The sequence below is a fragment of the Geobacter sp. AOG1 genome, from assembly GCF_019972315.1.
In the GTDB taxonomy this organism is placed as follows: Bacteria; Desulfobacterota; Desulfuromonadia; order Geobacterales; family Geobacteraceae; genus Geomobilimonas.
The window spans coordinates 3,505,202-3,522,620 of record NZ_BLIZ01000001.1; the positions used below are offsets into that span (position 1 = coordinate 3,505,202).

Here is a 17,419-nt window from a genome sequence, read left to right on the forward strand (position 1 = left end):
CTAACTACAGGATTATGACCGCACCGCTTCCGGATGCGTCGCCGGTACCGCGGGGGCCGGCTTGTTCAGGAGTGCGGGAATGTCGATCCCGGGGAGGAGCTTCGCCAACGTCCCCATCAGCCCGTCGGCAGCATTGCCACCACCCGTGACCAACACATCCGGGACGATCTTGATGCTGCCGTTCTGGATGGCAGCCGCTATAAGTTCCACGATCTTGATCTGCTTGATGGCCTCTTCGCCGATCGCCTCCTGCTGCTTGTTGTAGGCCTGGGCGGTCGCTTCACCGATGGCGGCGATCTTGGATGCCTCGCCGTCGCCGATGGCCTTCAGCCGCTTCCCTTCGCCGGTACCCTCAAGCGCCTTAGCCTCCGCCGAACCTTCGGCAAGGGTGATCATCTCGGTCTTCTTCTGGGTCGCCACCTTCACGGCGATTTCCGAGGCCACCAGGGTCGGCTGCTGGTCGGCGGTGGCGCGCATCTTCTCCATCTCGGTCCGTTCCGCCTGGGACTTCTGCTCCATCTTGTACATCTCCTGCTGCTGCTCGGCGATGATCCGCTTGGTCTGGGTCTGCATCAGGTCTTCGGGGAGCTTGATCTGGCAGATCAGGACCGACACGCACTCCACGTGATATTTCTCCAGGTCGATGCGGGCACGGGTTTCGGCCTTGGTCTGCTCTTCCGAGCGGCTCTGGAGAAAGTTCATCGCCGAGGCGGTGGAGGCCTGGTTCCGGAACGACGAGTCGATCATCGGATGGATGACGTGCTGGATCAGGTTGTCGATGGAGCCGACTTTGGCCACCATGTAGGGTGCCTGGTCCGGCCGGACGCGGATGACCACCTTGACCGCGACCTGGATCGGGAAACCGTCCTTGGAGATGACCGTCAACTGGTCGAAGCGGGTGTCCTCCTGGTCGTCCCAGTCGATGGTGATGTTGGTGGTGTCGATGATATAGGCCATGAAGGCCCGCCGGTTGAGGTAATAGCGCCCCGGACCGGCCACTTCTTCCTGGATGCCGCGGTAGCCTTTGGGCACCACGTACTTCTCTTTTCCCTCTTCTATGGAAGCCCCGTTCTGGGACGATCCCAGGCGTTTCTTCATCTCCTCCGTCGGGTCCTCGCCGACGTTCGACACGATGACCCCGACCTGTCCCCGCTCGACGACGGCAACATCATCGGTTTCCACGCTGAACATGAACGGGTTGATGTAATAGGTTCCCGGCCGGAGCACGTCCAGCTGCGGACCGCGCTGTCCCTGCTTGGTCAGGAAGGCGGAGCCGTCCTGGTAATCGTTATGACCGGTGACGGGACTGGCCACGTATTCCCGTTCCGGCAGCGGGATGCCGTCCAGGGCGGTCACCAGCCCGATCTTGTTGGCCTCGACGACCACCGCGGGGGCGATCTGGATCTGGAACAGGTTCAGGTTGATCCGGTAGGTGCCGGGGAGCAGCACGTCGATCTGCGGCCCCTTCTGCCCGCCGTTTTTCAGGAACGACTCACCGTTCTCGTAATTGGAGTGCCCCGGCACGCTCTGCGCCAGGAGCCGCCCCATGGGGATGGGGGCGCCGTCCTGGGCGGTGACCATTCCCACCTCCCCCTTGGCGATCACCACGGCCGCGGCCTTGGTGATCTTGAACAGGTTCGGATGGATACGGTAGACACCCGGCGGCAGGATCTCCGTCTGCGGCCCCTTCTGCCCGCCGTTCTTGATGAAATCCTGGCCGGACTGGAAGGAGTTGTGCCCCGGTACCACATTGGCAAAAATGCGCCCGGCCGGGATGGCCGAACCGTCGGCGGATTCGACCATGCCGATCTCCCCTTCGCTGATCTTGGTGGCCGAGCTCTTGGTCACCTTGAACAGGTAGGGATTGATGCGGTAGTTCCCCGGCGGGATGATCTCGATCTGCGGTCCCTTCTGGCCGCCGTTCCCGATGAAGGCTTCACCGTTCTGGAAAGATGAATGCCCCTCCACCGCCTGGGCGAAGATCTTCCCTTCCGGGATGGCGGCGCCGTCCACCGACTCCACGATGCCGATCTCGAAATCCTTGATCTCGGTAACTTCCCCCTTGGTCAGCTTGAACAGGTAGGGGTTGATCCGGTACTTGCCCGGAGGGAGCACCTCGATCTGCGGCCCCTTCTGGCCGCCGTTCTTGATGAACGCCTCGCCGTCCTGGAAGGAATTGTGGCCGGCCACCACCGCGGCAAAGATCCTCCCGGCCGGGATGGACGAGCCATCCACCGACTCGATGAGGCCGATCTCGTTTTCCAGTATCTCGGTAAAAACGCTCTTGGTCGCCTTGTAGATGAACGGGATCAGGAAGTGCAGGCCGGGGCCCAGCGTCCGGGCCTGGATACCGACTTCGTTCCCCAGCGCCACGACCCGCCCCTGGGGCATCTTGCTGCCGAACCACCGGCGCTCGATCAGGGCAATCTCGTTCCCCCCCACAATGACAACGGATGCATACAGCAGGACGGCTGCGGGAACCAGCAGGGCGAAATACCCCCAATGCTTGACTACAAAATCGAGAACCATGCCCTCTCCTTTCGTGGTGCCATAGAAATTAACATGAACATAAAAAACGGGTCGTCACTCAGGGTCACCGGCATCGAAAGGAATCTTTTCTCCGCCCAGTAACCGCTCTATCTCCCCCACCTTGGCGCCGCCGACCTTCACCCCGTTGATGACGTAAGTCGGCGTGCCGACTGCTCCAAGCCTTGCCGCGATGTCCCGGTGCAGATCCTGCACCCCCTTGACGTCGCACGACCGGTCAGCCGCCTTCTCGTCGAAATCGAGCTTGCCGGCGTACACCTCCCGGTAGGCGGCCGCCCGGTCCGGGGCGCAAAGGATATAGCGCACCTTCTCCGCCGCGTCGGGGTGGTTCTTCAGGGCGACCAGGAAGACATACCGGGTGACATCCCGCCGCAGGTCCCAGTAGCGGACCATCCGGCGACTGAACCGGCAGTCCGGGTCGGAAACCTCGATCACCACCTGCCGGCCGGTGCCGATCCGGATCGCCTTGTCGAGCGGGACACCCGTGAGCCAGGCCGCGTCGGTATCGGCCGCGAACAGCAGCGATGGCAGGCAGACCAGGATGCAGAGTGCAAGCAGGAAACGTGACATAGTATGCCTTTTTTCAATCACAGATACGCAATCAGTTCGGAAATACGGGTGACGCCGGGGAAGTACCGATGCATAAGATACCCGGCCAGAAGCGCCAAGGCAAGCGTTATGGCAAAAGGTACGCCGGTGGTCTTGAAGACGCTTCCCATCCACTCCGCACTATCCATGCGCCGGGTTCCGCGGACGAGACTTGCGGCGAGGACGAACTCGAACGCCGCTTCGGAGAGGATGAACGGGGCTTCGTAGACCAGGTAGACGCCGGCACCGACGACCACCGCCACAATAGCGGCCAGCACCGCAAAAATAACCACGGCCACGATGCCTCCCTCGTCACCGAGCGCCGACGACACCGCTTCCCCGGCCACATCCCCCACCGCGTCACCGATACCACCCCCCGTGTCGATGCCGCCGGGAAGGACGCTCGTCCCGCTCTCCGCTACTGCATCAAAACTTCCCGATGCCCCCGCACCGGAGAACTCTCCGCCGCCACCCTGAAACACCTCGCCGACGTTAAAATTGCCGCCTGAAATCGGCATGTCGGGCAGCACGTCGAGCAGATCGGGTGAATTGTCACGGACCTGTGCAGCGGGGGTGTACGCAATGTATTTCAGCCAGAGCTTCACCGCTGTGAAGAAGATCACATAGGCGAAGACGACGGCAAGGGGATAACGGATCATGACGTTATCCAGATCCAGGCCAAGCATGATGCGCGTCGCCAGAAACCCGGCGCATACCGTCGCCAGGAGGATCAACGACATATGGAAGCGCAAGGAATGGCGGCGCTTGAAGCGCTCGGTGAAATTGATTTTGTGGTGGAATAGGTTTTTCATTTTTTGTCTGGCGAACGTCTGTGGGCGCTGACCTGACAGATTTCGGTCAGGTCGTGCGCCTGGTTAGCGAATGCTTTGCTAAAGAAATTTGAAGTAATTCCAGCCAGTATTCTTTTTCCCAAAAAAATACGAATAAAAGAGTATCAACGAGAATAGCATTAGAAATATGAGCCCAACGCTGTCCATGTTTTTTATGGTTATAACTGCATATATAGTCAGGGTTATAATTGAATAAAGGATAATACTTCTTAGGAATACGTACCTATTCTTGCCTTTATACACGCCAGTGATTTCTCTTGCCCATTTAACCCAAATAAAGTGAAAAAGCATTGGAATAAGAAGCATTAGATCTGCTGCACTTGATGTGCTTCCAGTATCGCCAAGTGAAAGTAAAAATCCTATTGTAGACAGGATAAATATCGCGAAATAAACGCAAGCGAATGTACGTTTAATCATATCATCCACTGAACCCTGTGATGCCTCGGTTATATGAACTTTTCCGCTTAGTTCATTGTCGCAGTTGTAGCAGAAAGATGGCCCCCCCTGTTCTATGTCATTTTCAGCGCCGCAAACTGTGCAATAAATTTTGGTTGTCATTCTATTCTCGCTAACGGCTTTGCGCTTGACCTGACGGGCGGGCTTATGCCCGTTCATGGTCCGAGCGCTGGTTCGGTGTGTCTTCTTCCCAGTCATTTCTGAATGGTCAAAACCATTTCAGCCATTCACCTAATTTCTCCATAAACTTTTCGCCGAAAATTGCCCCTATTCCCACAAAAACTCCGAATGTTAAGACCAAAGCTAATTTAGAAGTGTTTTGAACTCAGAATGAGACAGATTCATAACATAAGAACCGACAACGAAGGAGCCAAGTACAAGCCCCCAAATAACCCCGCCATAATGACGTGTGGATTTTTGTTCTTCAAGTTTGGTCGGTTCATCGATTCTATTTTGATTATGGTCTGTCATCTTATTCACCGAACGCCGTGGGCGCTGACCTGACGGGTTTTAGGTCTAGCGTCTGGTTGGGTGCTACCTTATTGCCTCTAATACCATTAAGCCGAAATTGACGATGAATGCGGCAATACCGACATACCAAGAAATACGATTCAAATGGGGTATCAACCGGCCTTTCTTGATTTCAAAATATCGCTGACGCAAGTAACCAAAAAGCTTCAGATTAAAGCTGATCGAGAAACTGCTTTCGGCAAACATTAAAATTGGGTTTTCTCCGTTAAGGCGAATAATCAAAAACATATATGCCGTCGTTATTGGGAAAATTACTCCGACAATGACGAGGATTTGGTTACATATGCCAATTGCTTGATGAATGTTATTGTTCATTTTATTTTATCCACCCAACGTGCGAGAGCGCAGCGGCGGGCGCGGGGTTATCGCGACCGACCGCCTGCCGCGCTTAGTTAGATTTCTTTTCGTGCTCCTATCTTACAAACGTCTTTTTCACTCGGGCAGAGACAAAGAAGTAAGTAACCCAGATACAACAACCAATGAAAGTTAGCGCCAAAACATCAATGGCGTTATTCAACGTCTTGATCTTTTCAGGTGTGTCTGGCGATGCTTTGATTGATAGGAAGTTAAGATATGCGACGATTAAGTTGGCGAGATACCACAATTTTATGTACCTCGGAAATGATCGCTTTCTTTTGAACAGTAGCATGAGCAAGCCGATTGGTATTATGACTATAATTGCTCCGATAATCATGATCGCGAATCTTTCTCCACCTGCTGCAAATGCTACCGCATCGGTAAATGATGAAAGGATCGTGATGACTGAGATTATAAGGCCAACCGCTACAAATATAAGGGCTCCGTCAATTTTGTTGAAGTTAGGTGCCTCATAGACCAGATTTTCGTGGCCGCAAGAACATCGCAATGTTTCATCATCATTTCCAGTGTACCCGCAAGAAGGGCAATCCCAAGCCATAAAGCCTCCATTTTCATTTCATCTAACGGGGCTGCGGCGCAGCGGCGTAGCGTAGCGAAGACCGTCTGCCGCCGAGTGGTTGGTGCTTTCACCTACCTTTGATGACTTTCATTACAGGCTGATTCAACACTAACTTCTTACGTTTATAGATTTCGACCTCTCCGGGAGGAGTATCCGCGTCTCCGATTACCCACACTAAGCATCGATAAAGAACCTCGCCACTCTTGAAATCATAATGGTGATTCCCACCACTCCCGTCGAAGGTGAGAGTCCCATTTCGTAAAATTAAGTCTGGTGTTTCTGAGGATTTTTTTTGAACCGGCCAGACGGCATATCGGAATGTAACGTCAGTAATTTTATCGATACGAATTCTATATTTGGCAGTTTCCCACTCCAGAATCGGCTCAATAAAATCACGTAGACTGGCATGTAGCTTTTGCTTATCCGCTTCAATCAGCTCAGCTCGCTTACGCTTACCTTTTTCTGTCTGGTAGTTGATGGCGGTTATTTTTCCTTCCTCATCAAGCCACAATGGCCCGTTTTGGAACATAATTCCTCTCCATCCCATTTCAGACCAATCGGCTGAAACCTTGGAAGTGGAAATCGATTTTATGATCTTTTCGTCTACTATTTCGTCGTAAGCTTCCAAGAATTGTTTCGGGTTGTCTATGCTTGAAAGGGGAACCCTCCGTTGTAGCGGGTACGAAACTAAATTTGCTAAAGCCTTTCGGTCTTTACGGGCCACAACTTTTATGAATTTTTTGACCGTGTTTTCAAAACTCGGCTCAGCACTCCAAAGTGGGCAGGAAAAGGAAAGTATTATTGCAAAGGCAAGTATTGTTGCTGTAATCAGTTTCATTCTTATCCTCACCAACGGGGCTGCGGCGCAGCGGCGTAGCGTAGCGAAGACCGTCTGCCGCCGCGTGTTAGGACATTTTTGCCTTATAATGCTCTGCCATGGCTTCATTTTTAAGCTCTTTCGCCATGTAGTAGAGTTTTTCAAACTTACCGGGACAATCTCGTTCTTTTTCTATTTCATGGAACGCAGTTTCGAGATCTTCATAGGAAGCGAACCATGCCGGCGCAGTTGCTAGAAAAGCCGCTACAAGATCAAGGACCATATCTTCAGCATTAGAACCATCACGTTCTACCCACCAGACATCTTTACGAGTAGCATTTGCAGGGTTATCTATACTCTGACGGCACTTCTGTTTCGAAAAATCGAAGTTTTCAAGGCGAAGAGATTGATGAAGGTAGATACCAACTGGCAGGCCATCTTTGTCATACTCAATTCCCTTTCCTTCTGGGTCGTACTTATTGATGACAAATGGGAAATATACTCCCAAGGTGCACATGAAGGAAGAAGGAGTAAAGCCGGTAACGTCCGAGAAATGCTTGCCTACAGCCTCGACACTGACGACAAATACCGAGGATATATTGTATTTGTAGCTTCTTTTACCTTTAAACTTTGTAAATCCATGCTGACGTATGACTGGGAACAGATGTCTTTTTAAGGCTTTATTTATCTCCGCAGTGCCGACTGATTTCACACCAATTTCAGTTGTTACATTTGCTTCGGCTTTAATCTGCCTCTTTTTATGTTTCCAATTGTCCCATAGTATGTAAATTCCGAAAATAAGCAGTAATGGAGACAGCAATAACCCCAGGAAAATTGCAATGATGAATCCAGGAATTCTCCACGGTTGTTTTATCAGTTTCTCGAAAATTTTCATTTTCCTTTTATTGTCCTAACTAGCTATTGATCAGTTCGCGCGCGTGCGCGTGAACTGGTCATTCACCCAATTGGAACATTTCTCCACCGCTTACAACTTCTCCAGCAGCGCACCGAACCGCTCCACAAGAATGTCCACTTCCTTCCCGATCCGCTCGTCCGGCGCCCCGATGGCGACCGGCCCGAAATGTCCTATCCCCGTGAGTCCCTGCACGACGCAGCCGTGGATCAGGAAGCATTTGAGGATATCCAGCAGCACCGCGTCCCCCCCGCCGCCGATGACCCCTTCGGAGGTGAAGGCCGCCGCAGCCTTCCCCTCCAGCTTCTTGTAGTACTTGACGCTCTCGTCGACGAACTTTTTGATGGGCCAGGCCATGGTGCCGAAGTAGTTGGGCGAACCGACGATGTAGCCGTCGTAGCCCGGCAGGGAATCAATCGGCACCTCCTCCACCGGTATCAGGTCAGCCTTTATGCCGCGGACAACCAGCCCCTTGGTGATCATCTCCGCCATTTTCTTCGTATTGCCGCTGCGGGAATAGTAGGTGACGAGCACGGTTTTCATCGACAGTTCTCCTTATGGTGCCGGTGACGCGGCTATGAATGAACTTCTGGCTTCATTCACGACGCCGAGTATCTTCTTCATGCCGAAGCCGCTGAACCGGATGCTCGACGGTACATCCGGCAGGTCTGACTTGATCAGGATGCCCGTACTGAAGAAGCCGATTTTGTTGGGAAAGTCTTCCATCCGGTCAAATGGGATCAGGAAGCGGTGAAACATCACCCGTACTTCAAGAGCATCGCCGTAGACCATGAGCCTGAAGAAGGGGACTGATCCATGGAATAGGAAAATTGAACCGCCACCGGTGAAGCTCGCGAGAAGTTTTCGGTTTTTCTCAAAGGGGGAGGGAAGATAGTTGAAGATCGTCGGTCCCAGAAATACGAACAGGATTATCCCGGGAAATACCAATCCGATCGACTCGGGCCCCACATACTTCTCCGTTGCGAATACCAGCAGTAGCGGCACTGCTATCAACAAGGGGAAGGTCCCCATTATCCCGAAGGGAAACGGAGAATCTTTGTATTTGGCTTCGACAGTCTGGCTGGTTGTCCTCTCATTCATCCTTTCGGAGAGCGAACGAGAGATGTTTTCCGGGTTATACTGAGCTACGTCGTACGGTTCGTCCTTGACAGGAAGGCGGCCCAAGTACCTGAACCCGAAATAGGCTGGCAACCCGAACTGGGCTAGTGCGATAGCAAAAAAAACATACGGGATGTTCTTGGATATCCCGCCGCCGGCAGGGAATTGCATGAACTCAGGCAGTATCATAAGCGGAAAAAGAATTATCTCGGCAAGAAGCAGAATGACTGCCGCCTGACCAAACCTTTTCCCCCACGGCTCCAATTCCAGAACCCCACGTGCAGCGATAAGAAACAAAACACCGACGGCAATAAAGGCAATCAGTGCTACATACGGATACGACGCGGGAATGTGAAAATCCGCCTTAAACGGTTCGGTTTGGGGAAGGATGAAATTCCAAAGCCCGCCGAAAAGGCATCCCCAACCAAGAAACTTCATGGTCTTTGCCGCTTTTTTCGGATTCGGTGCGCCTGTCCGCAACTCCTGAATCAAATCGATAAATCCCATACACGCCTTTCTCGCCAAGAAAAGGAAAAGAGGAAAAGGGACATCCATGATAAGTAAAGTCAAGGGGAACTGCAATCGTGTCAGGCTTGCAATTGTGTAATTATAAATTGCAAAACTGCAAACCTGACACCACTATCGTTCCATTCTTACTTTTGAGCTTGAGATTGAGAAACTTTATCAGCCGTTTTCTGTATAACTTGTTGTGCTACTTTTTTAAAAACTCGATTCATAAGCTTTTCAATATTTGTTGAGTGCATTACCCCCATTCCTTCCCCTTCGCGGTCTGTTTCATTGATGACCGTATCAATAAGTACATCTGAGCTTTTGCCATCAAACAGATTTAAGTTAAGAGTTGCGTTTCTCCGACTGGTAACAGTCAAAAACCCTGTTTCATTGACAAACTCGAACGACAGTAATTGCCCACCTATTATGTAATCACTAGTCTGCTCTTTGTTTAATTCTTTGATGCTTTGTGCATTGGACTTTGAGAGCACCTTGTCCAGCGCCTTTGCCTTAAAGCCAGCTTTTGTCAATTCTTGAACCAGAAGTTCTTGGAGTAAGTCTTTGACTGGTATGTAATCAGTTTCTTTGTACGTCATGCCAAATTTCCAAGGGCCTTGTAATGCAACAAAACTTTCGCTTTTAACATTACCCTCCTCGACCCACGCCCTTTTATCCTCAAACTTAGCAACACCTAAAGAATATTTTTCTAATTCTGTTGCGTTTGATAGACGTGCAGCATCAGCTTGATAAGCGACATCAAATGACCGCGTACACCCGCTTGAGAACGCAACTACAATTAAACCAATCACAACCAACCATTTCATTTTCATCGTCTTGTCTCCTTTTTGTTTGATACTCCAAGAGATACTGTTGACCACCTAAACGGAGCTTTTGCCTTGGCGCGCAACACGTTATTGAGCGGTTCACGCACACGCGCGTGAACCGCTGATCTACCCAAATGGAACATTTCTCCCGTGAAACGCTTCTTTCCACCCCGGTTTCAAGTGCGGGCGTACCTTCACGCAAAAAACCGCCCAGCCGGCATATTGCCAGCATGGGCGGTCTCGATGGGGTACAGGGGCCTGCTCATGGCGCGCTCCCAGACAGTGCAGTATTCAGAAGAATGAGACTTTTGTAACCCTCCGCGCATCGGCTGTCAAGGAGAAACTGTCACCGGGAAATGCTGAAGGCCGGCAGCTCCAGCCACCGACCCTCCTCCCGCACCCTCATAATTCCTGACTTCTTGCCTGCCGAATTGTCATGCAGGCAGGCCCCTTAAGCTTTTCCTAAGGCTTGAACAACAAAAATACATTCTCATTGAGATTATTTTGTAGTATGGTCGCAGTCGATGCGTGATACCTGGCAAAGCCAGCAAACAAGGAGGGGTACATGATGCACGGGTTGAGAATCATTCTGACAGCGGTAGTGACCGCCACTTGCCTGGCGGCATGCGGTGGTGGCGGGAGCGGGAGCAGCGGAGGGAGTACCTCAAGCGGCAGCTACAGCGGAGCGACCAATCAGGCTACACTGAGCACCGCCAACGCCAGAGCGGTATCAGTGGATGCATACAACGGGGCACAAGCCAGCGCTACCCTGGGGTCGGTCGGCGTGGTTACGGCCGGCAACGGGGGTGCGACCACCGACGCTCCGCTGGTACAGGTGGTTGCGGATACCCTGGCCGCCTCGGTACAGCGGCTCGATCCCAAAGGTGCGACCGGTCCGGCTGCTACGGGGGCATCCGTGCAGGTCAGCATTCCCGGCACTTACGGAGGCACCCTCAGCTACGTGCTCAATGTCAACGAGACGAACGGTTCCTTCAGCGGCACCTTCACCTACACGAATTTCCAGGAGGTCCAGAACGGCCCCTTCATCTCCGGCGTGGTGACGTTTTCCGGGGTGTATGACCAGACGAGCGGGAAGTTCTCCTCGTTCAGCCTGAGTTTCACGGACTTCGCCGCCACCGAATCGGGCAAAACCTTCACCATGTCCGGCACGATAAGCTGGAGCCTGAGTAGCACCGGTACCAGGGCCGTGACCGCCAACCTGTTCCTGCGCAACAACACCACCGGCGCCATCAGCTGGGTGAAGGACTATACCTTCACTCTCACCGCCCAGTGGGCGCTCACCATCACCGGCAGGTACTACGATCCGGTCTACGGCTACGTGGACATTTCGACCCCGGTCCCGCTCCAGGTATCGTCTCTCTCCGGGCAGCCGACCTCCGGCGTGCTCCTGTTCACCGGCGCCAGCGGCACCAGTGCGAGAATAACGTTCAACGCCACCGGCTACACGGTGGAGGTCGATACGGGCACCGGGACCTTCGTTACCGCCCCGTAACGCTCACGCGACAACCAGTCCCACAAAAAAAGCCTGCATATGCAGGCTTTTTTTGTGGCGTTTCCGAGGCGACAGGACGGGTCCGATTGCCTGGTGGCATATTTCATATAACCAGATGCCCTTTTTTTTCTGCCACCGAGATCATGGCAAGTGTTCCCGAATTGAACTCAAGGAAATCATTTTCTATCCCGTCACTAAAGATCACTCCATGCTCAGGCATGTGAGAGATGAGCTTGAGGGGTTTCTTTGGGGTGATTTTGCCAAAGGTGGTCTCGGCAGATGATGTCTTGCTTGGCCACGGCTCACGAACCGAGAAATACAAATAGTTTGCATCCCATTCAAAATTATCCTGCAGTTTCCCTGGCAGTTTTTTGCCGGAAAGGCGGGACGCAATGCCTGTAGCACCAGCAAGTATGCTCCTGAACCAACCGGTCGACCCGAGCCCGGTTGAAACAATGATTCCACTGGAAGAATGCGTCTCCAAACGGTCGTCGATCTGTAGTTCATAGTGGGCAGACGTATGCGATTTCGGCCCTATGAACAGATCGTTCACGCCGTAAAGCGTCTGGCCGTTGTTGAGTTCAGCCTTTGCCATTGTTACTTCGCGGACCGGTCGGCTTTCAGAGAACACGGCAGGAATAATCCCCGGCAAGTCAGACACCGTAAATGGCAGGAGGACTCCCTCCCATCGATCCGGATCGGGATTTACTCCCACAACAGACTGGCCATTCAGGTATTTGATGACGTTGGCAACCAGCCCATCCTGGCCAAGAACGACGACAGTGTCGGTGTGACCAAAGATGAAATTTGTAATAAACTCCCTGTCAACAGTTTGCAGGCGACCTATGTGCGAAAGAAGTCGCTGGGCATCTTGGACGGAGGCTTTGTATTTCTCGTGCTCACGCTTGTAATCGGAGAAATCAGCCCCGAGATGCTCGACGTAAAATCGTGCCTGTGCCTCCGTATTGAAACGCGCAATGAGTTCGTCCAACCGGGTTTTTCTGACGATCAGTACAATCTTGTTTTCGCTGGTACGATCCATTACTTGGGTGTTCCCTTTGACATGAGCTCGCGCAACAGCTCCGGCGAAATATTTAACTGGCCGATTTTATCTGCATTCTCGGCCAGCTCTTTAAAAGCGCTCGCCACAAGCTGGCCGGGATTCATTCCGACACTCGCCAATGCCTGCAGCGTCTTGGGATCGGTCTTCGCTAGCGCCCCCATGACAGCTGAAATGCCATATGCCTTTGCATCTGCCTCCTGCTTTGTGTTCTCGGAAGCAAGGGTGACAAATTCGCGGTTTTTCTCTTCGAGCGCGATCTTCGCCGACATTTCTGCCTCGCTTAATTCGCGCATTTTTTTCTGAACTGACTTTTCAGCATCCATCTGCGTTTCTCTGATCTGCCGTTTTTTGTTTTCAACGGCAATTTCCGTGTTCAACTCATTTTCCTTTATCGCCCGTTCCTGCTCCACCGCCGCATTTCTCCGTGTATAGACTGCATCGTCCGCTTCACGAAGTATCTGCTCTCGTATCTCCGCCTCAAGGGCGCGTGAAGTCTCGGGTGTCGGTTTGATGGCTAAAATCGACAAGCCCAGAATCTCTATCCCCAGGGAGGTCGTTTCCTCCGATTGCCGCATCCCCTCCCGCAACGCATTTACAAGGCCGTCAGAGCTCCCGAGTGCCTGGCGCAGGGACATTTTTTTCAAGGAAGATCGTGTTAATACCTGGGCATGGTTGATGAGCCGTTGCGAAAGTTTTTGCGGATCATCCGACGTATAATCTTTCCCGTTTGGTGCTAACGAGAAATTCATCAATTGCGATAGTTTTTTCGGGTCGGTTATGCTGTAGGTGAGCTGTCCTTGTACCGTTACCTCCTGAAAATCTGACGTGACCTCTTTGAAAATAAAAGGGACATCAGTGCTTGCGACCGGTATGCGTACTATCGAAGAAGCTGGCGCAAAATAAAAAAAGGCCAGGCCAACACCTTCCCTCACCAATTGCCCATTTCGGTAAAGCAGCACATAATCGGTTGGCTGGACTTTAATGAACTTGATCCCTAACATGTGGTCTCCTCGCTTTATGTCAGATTACATTCCATGTAAGCGAACCCCTGGCCCCTCACTCGTGTGCCAGGAGGTGCATGGTTGAACACTCCCCTATGCGATGTGCAATACCGATTTTTTGGGTTTCCCGTTGATGCGCTCTATCCTGCGCCAGCTACTGTTGTCATTCATCGTAATCCAGCGCCTCTCTTCTCCCCGATAGAACCAATCCTTGTCTTCCTGATAATATATCTGATGATCCGAAGCCTCCCAGATATTCAGTATCTCGTTACCATGTGCCCGTATTTCGTCAAAGTCCGTCGTGGCTTTTTGCCCCATTTCACTGTACAGCTCGTTGAGTTCGAGCAGGAGCGTATTGACGTGGGGAGTCATGCGGACAACGTTTAAGCCGATCCGCTGTGCTTCATCGAAAAGAATGGGATAATTATGCGAGGGGTAATTCGAATTGAGGGTATTGGCTATACGGTCCGCGGTCTCCCCATCGGCGATGTGATAGTTCAGCAGCTCCTTGCACAGCATTATGGATAGGGATTCCGCGCGATTTACCGCTCCGACAACCAGTGGATGGACATACTGGAACAGTACCTTATAGGGGTTTTCCTTTATGTCGGATTGCTCCGCCTTCCACAGGCTGATGAGACGGGTTAGTTCATCAAGGCTGACACTTACCCGATCGTTGTCACGATCTACGGGTGAAAGATCGTGGGTGAGAGAGGTATCAACCGCGGTCAGATATGCCATCGGACCCATCTGGATCTCGTCAGCGCCCAATGCCAGCATGGTTGCCGCTGAGGCGCATTGCAGGGGGACAAGAACAACCAATCTGTCGCAATATTGTCGCATCAGATTGACCAAGCGAAGGGCGGCCTGCCCATTTCCCCCGCTTGACTTGATGTACAGATAGACGGTTTCGTGCTTGTTGAGCCTTTCCAGGATCGCATAGAGAGCTATCACGTCATTGTTACAGACTTCGCCCTTGCGGTTATTCCAATACGTAATGAACTTCCCGCCTAGGATCGTACTTATTTTGGTAATTATGGCCTGCGTTTTATTGAACAAAACGGGCGGTTGCTTCACTTTTTGTGGTTCTTGGTTTTCCATTCGGGGTTCCTTTGCGGAGGTTCGACTCGTTATTGTCATGAAGGGGGCAGACCCGCACTTCAAATTTTACATGTGCAGGTCTGCCCTTTCCTCAGGATAATCCAATCATTGCATCTTTCGTATGCGACCGTTATCGCCATCGGCTATGAAGAGGCTCTTGCCATCCGTGGTGATGCACCGGGGATGGTTGAATCTCACCGCGGTTCCGGTCCCGTCGGCATACCCCATCGTTTGACCCGGGAGGGTACCGGCGGGAGCGCCTGCCAGGGTGGTGACGGCTTTCGTGGAGAGGAGCATCCTGCGAACGTTGCCGGCGGCCTGGTCCGCGATATAGAGGTATGCGCCATCGGTAATGATCCCCATGGGTTCCTGGAAACGTGCCGCCGTGCCGATACCGTCCGTCCCCCCCGTGGCCAAGGGAGCGCCTGCCAGGGTGGTGACCTCTCCGGTGGCGATCACCACTTTTCTGATAGTGCAATTGTACGTGTCCGCCACGTAGAGATACGTGCCGTCCGTGGTGATCCCCTCAAGCCCGTTGAACCTCACTGCAGCGCCGATTCCGTCAGCAGAACCGACGGTACCCGCCGTACCGGCCAGAGTGGTGACTTCACCGGTGGCGATCACAATCTTCCTGATTGAGGAATAGCCGAAATCCGCCACATAGAGGTTCGTGCCGTCCGTGGTGATTCCCTGGGGTTTTCCGAAGCGCGCCGCCGTGCCGATCCCGTCAATCGGCGTGGGGGGGGGATAGTCCGTGGTCTGGCCTGCCAGGGTGGTGACTTCTCCGGTGGCAATGACTATCTTCCGGACATTGAGGTTCTTTGAGTCGGTCATATAGAGGTTGGTGCCATCCGTGGTGATGCCTGCAGGTCTTCCGAACTGGGCCGCCGGTCCCGTCCCGTCCGCATAGCCATTAAGATTGAAAGTACCCGCCAGGGTGGTGACGACGCCGGTGGCGATTACCGTTTTGCGGACCGTGCCGTTGATCTCCGTTACGTAGAGGTTGGCGCCATCCGTGGTGATGCCGAATACTTGTCCGAAAGACGCCGCCGTTCCCGTCCCGTCGATTGACCCCCACGTGCTGCCTGCAAGGGTGCTGACGGTGACGGGTGCCTTGCTGAGCGGGATTCCCTGAACTGCGCCACCCATGAGCCTGGGTGTCACCGGTGTCACACTGCCGGATGCCGCTGAGACGACGCTCGTTCCAATGGCATTTGTCGCCGTCACGGTAAAGGTATAGGCGGTGCCGTTGGTCAGGCCTGTCACGGTTATCGGACTTGTCGTACCTGTTGCCGTGATGCCGCCGGGGATCGAGGTCACGGTGTAACCGGTTATCGTGCTGCCGCCGCTGGGCGGAGCCACAAAGCTCACTACCGCCAGGCGATCTCCAAATGTGGCGGTAACCCCGGTCGGCGCCCCGGGTGCCGTCGCCACCGGCGTCACGCTGTTGGATGCCGCCGATGGGGCACTGGTTCCCGCGACATTCGTTGCCGTCACGGTAAAGGTGTAGGGAGTGCCGTTGGTCAGGCCTGTCACGGTTATCGGACTTGCCGCGCCTGTTGCGCTCAGGCCGCCGGGGTTAGAGGTTACGGTGTATGCTAAAATTGGCATGCCGCCATCAGAGGCAGGTGCCGTAAAATTCACGGTTGCCTGTGTATTTCCCTCTATGGCACTGCCGATGGTCGGCGCCCCGGGAGAGGTTCCCATACCAGTACTGGAAGAGCTGGAGGGAGAGTAAAAGTACGATCCGTTGGAACTGCCACTTCCACAACCGGTTACCGTCATCACACACAAAACCAGCATTACATAGAGCAATTTCATTTAATCCTCCTCGCGATTTAATAGGAACAAACCCGCGCATCTTTTGGCGGGCAAGATCAACCGGCATAGGCATGCCCCACGCCTGAAAAAGGCCCGAGTATTTTCAGCGGCAAATCTACCCTTCATAACGCAAAAAACCGCCCAGCCGGCATATTGCCGGCATGGGCGGTTTGGATGGGGTACAGGGGCCTGCTCATGGCGCGCTCCCAGGCGGTGCGTTATTCAAAAGGGTGAAATGTTTGTAACCCTCCGCGCATCGGCTGTCAAGGAGAATCAACAGCCGCGGGCTATGCCCCTTCGCTCCTCTTCACCATTCGGGCCAGGGGAAATCAGTCACTGTGCCGGTTCGGCCTTCCCTTCTTCCGGATCCTTCATGTCCCTGTTGGCTTTGGCAACCGCCTTCAACGCCTCGGCCTGGATCGTCGGCATCAGCTCTCCCATGAACGCCCCCATCTTCTTCGTGGCGGACACCCCGACGGGGGAACCGTAGAAGTCGGCCAGGGCGGCCAGCTCATCGGCGGTAAAGATCTTGACCATGGAATCCTTCATGGATTTCGTGACCGCCTCGATATCCAGATACTTGGTCATGATGTTCCTGAATTGCTCCCGCTGGTCCGGCGGCAGGTTGAGAGCCATCTGATCCGCCACGTCCTGGAACATCACCCGCGGCGGCGTAACCGCAAGATAGCGCTCGGCTTCGGCATTCCTGTTCTGCACCGTATCCTGGACCGCGAATGCCGTGCTGCTCACGAGCCCCATCATGATAACCAGTACAAGTTTTTTCATGGTCTGCATCCTTTCGTCGCTTGAGTGTCACAACGGGAACA

The 17,419-nt window shown here is 53.3% G+C and carries 18 protein-coding genes; 2 read left to right on the top strand and 16 right to left on the bottom strand.

All coding sequences use genetic code 11. From position 1 onward, the window contains the following. Positions 1-12: 12 nt before the first annotated feature. From LDN04_RS16060 to LDN04_RS16110, 11 genes are all read right to left on the bottom strand, one after another. On the bottom strand, positions 13-2,529 hold the full coding sequence (locus LDN04_RS16060; protein ID WP_223912979.1) for an SPFH domain-containing protein: 2,517 nt from the start codon (positions 2,527-2,529) through the stop codon (positions 13-15). Between the two features lie 54 nt (positions 2,530-2,583). Continuing rightward, complete coding sequence (locus tag LDN04_RS16065) at positions 2,584-3,117, bottom strand: thioredoxin fold domain-containing protein (protein WP_223912982.1); 534 nt, start codon at positions 3,115-3,117, stop codon at positions 2,584-2,586. A 17-nt stretch (positions 3,118-3,134) separates the two neighbouring features. Continuing rightward, the gene (locus tag LDN04_RS16070; RefSeq protein WP_223912985.1) at positions 3,135-3,947 is read right to left on the bottom strand and encodes a hypothetical protein; all 813 of its coding nucleotides are present in this window, start codon (positions 3,945-3,947) and stop codon (positions 3,135-3,137) included. Between the two features lie 78 nt (positions 3,948-4,025). Continuing rightward, complete coding sequence (locus LDN04_RS16075; protein ID WP_223912988.1) at positions 4,026-4,544, bottom strand: hypothetical protein; 519 nt, start codon at positions 4,542-4,544, stop codon at positions 4,026-4,028. Between the two features lie 432 nt (positions 4,545-4,976). Further along, positions 4,977-5,288, bottom strand: coding sequence for a hypothetical protein (locus LDN04_RS16080; RefSeq protein WP_223912991.1), 312 nt, complete (start codon positions 5,286-5,288; stop codon positions 4,977-4,979). A gap of 97 nt (positions 5,289-5,385) precedes the next feature. After that, positions 5,386-5,889 (bottom strand): DUF2569 family protein, encoded by a 504-nt coding sequence (locus LDN04_RS16085; protein ID WP_223912993.1) that lies wholly within the window; start codon positions 5,887-5,889, stop codon positions 5,386-5,388. Between the two features lie 88 nt (positions 5,890-5,977). After that, positions 5,978-6,748 (bottom strand): hypothetical protein, encoded by a 771-nt coding sequence (locus LDN04_RS16090; protein WP_223912996.1) that lies wholly within the window; start codon positions 6,746-6,748, stop codon positions 5,978-5,980. A 67-nt stretch (positions 6,749-6,815) separates the two neighbouring features. Beyond that, entirely contained in the window at positions 6,816-7,622 is an 807-nt protein-coding gene (locus LDN04_RS16095; protein WP_223912999.1) for a hypothetical protein, read from the bottom strand. A 90-nt stretch (positions 7,623-7,712) separates the two neighbouring features. Further along, positions 7,713-8,183, bottom strand: coding sequence for a flavodoxin family protein (locus LDN04_RS16100; RefSeq protein ID WP_223913002.1), 471 nt, complete (start codon positions 8,181-8,183; stop codon positions 7,713-7,715). 12 nt (positions 8,184-8,195) lie between these two features. After that, a complete protein-coding gene (locus LDN04_RS16105; RefSeq protein WP_223913005.1) occupies positions 8,196-9,266 on the bottom strand; it encodes a hypothetical protein in 1,071 nt (356 codons plus the stop codon). A gap of 146 nt (positions 9,267-9,412) precedes the next feature. Continuing rightward, complete coding sequence (locus LDN04_RS16110; RefSeq protein ID WP_223913008.1) at positions 9,413-10,099, bottom strand: hypothetical protein; 687 nt, start codon at positions 10,097-10,099, stop codon at positions 9,413-9,415. A 559-nt stretch (positions 10,100-10,658) separates the two neighbouring features. On the opposite strand from LDN04_RS16110, the gene LDN04_RS16115 reads away from it, so the two are divergent. Next, positions 10,659-11,606, top strand: coding sequence for a hypothetical protein (locus LDN04_RS16115; protein ID WP_223913011.1), 948 nt, complete (start codon positions 10,659-10,661; stop codon positions 11,604-11,606). 103 nt (positions 11,607-11,709) lie between these two features. Here LDN04_RS16115 and LDN04_RS16120 read toward each other — a convergent pair whose 3' ends face one another. The 4 genes from LDN04_RS16120 to LDN04_RS16135 all read right to left on the bottom strand — a co-directional run bounded on the left by LDN04_RS16120 (position 11,710) and on the right by LDN04_RS16135 (position 16,382). Further along, complete coding sequence (locus LDN04_RS16120; RefSeq protein WP_223913014.1) at positions 11,710-12,648, bottom strand: sugar kinase; 939 nt, start codon at positions 12,646-12,648, stop codon at positions 11,710-11,712. Continuing rightward, complete coding sequence (locus LDN04_RS16125; protein ID WP_223913017.1) at positions 12,648-13,670, bottom strand: SPFH domain-containing protein; 1,023 nt, start codon at positions 13,668-13,670, stop codon at positions 12,648-12,650. Before LDN04_RS16125 ends, LDN04_RS16120 begins: the two co-directional genes overlap by 1 nt. 93 nt (positions 13,671-13,763) lie before the next feature. Next, on the bottom strand, positions 13,764-14,771 hold the full coding sequence (locus LDN04_RS16130) for an ATP-dependent Clp protease proteolytic subunit (RefSeq protein WP_223913019.1): 1,008 nt from the start codon (positions 14,769-14,771) through the stop codon (positions 13,764-13,766). A gap of 105 nt (positions 14,772-14,876) precedes the next feature. Beyond that, positions 14,877-16,382, bottom strand: a complete 1,506-nt coding sequence (locus tag LDN04_RS16135) for a fibronectin type III domain-containing protein (RefSeq protein WP_374045156.1) — start codon at positions 16,380-16,382, stop codon at positions 14,877-14,879. Here LDN04_RS16135 and LDN04_RS16870 point away from each other — a divergent pair. After that, on the top strand, positions 16,381-16,509 hold the full coding sequence (locus tag LDN04_RS16870; protein WP_255573473.1) for a hypothetical protein: 129 nt from the start codon (positions 16,381-16,383) through the stop codon (positions 16,507-16,509). The two genes, LDN04_RS16135 and LDN04_RS16870, sit on opposite strands and share 2 nt — an antisense overlap. A gap of 416 nt (positions 16,510-16,925) precedes the next feature. Here the strand turns inward: LDN04_RS16870 and LDN04_RS16140 are convergent, their stop codons facing one another. After that, complete coding sequence (locus LDN04_RS16140; RefSeq protein WP_223913023.1) at positions 16,926-17,378, bottom strand: DUF2059 domain-containing protein; 453 nt, start codon at positions 17,376-17,378, stop codon at positions 16,926-16,928. Positions 17,379-17,419: the final 41 nt, after the last annotated feature.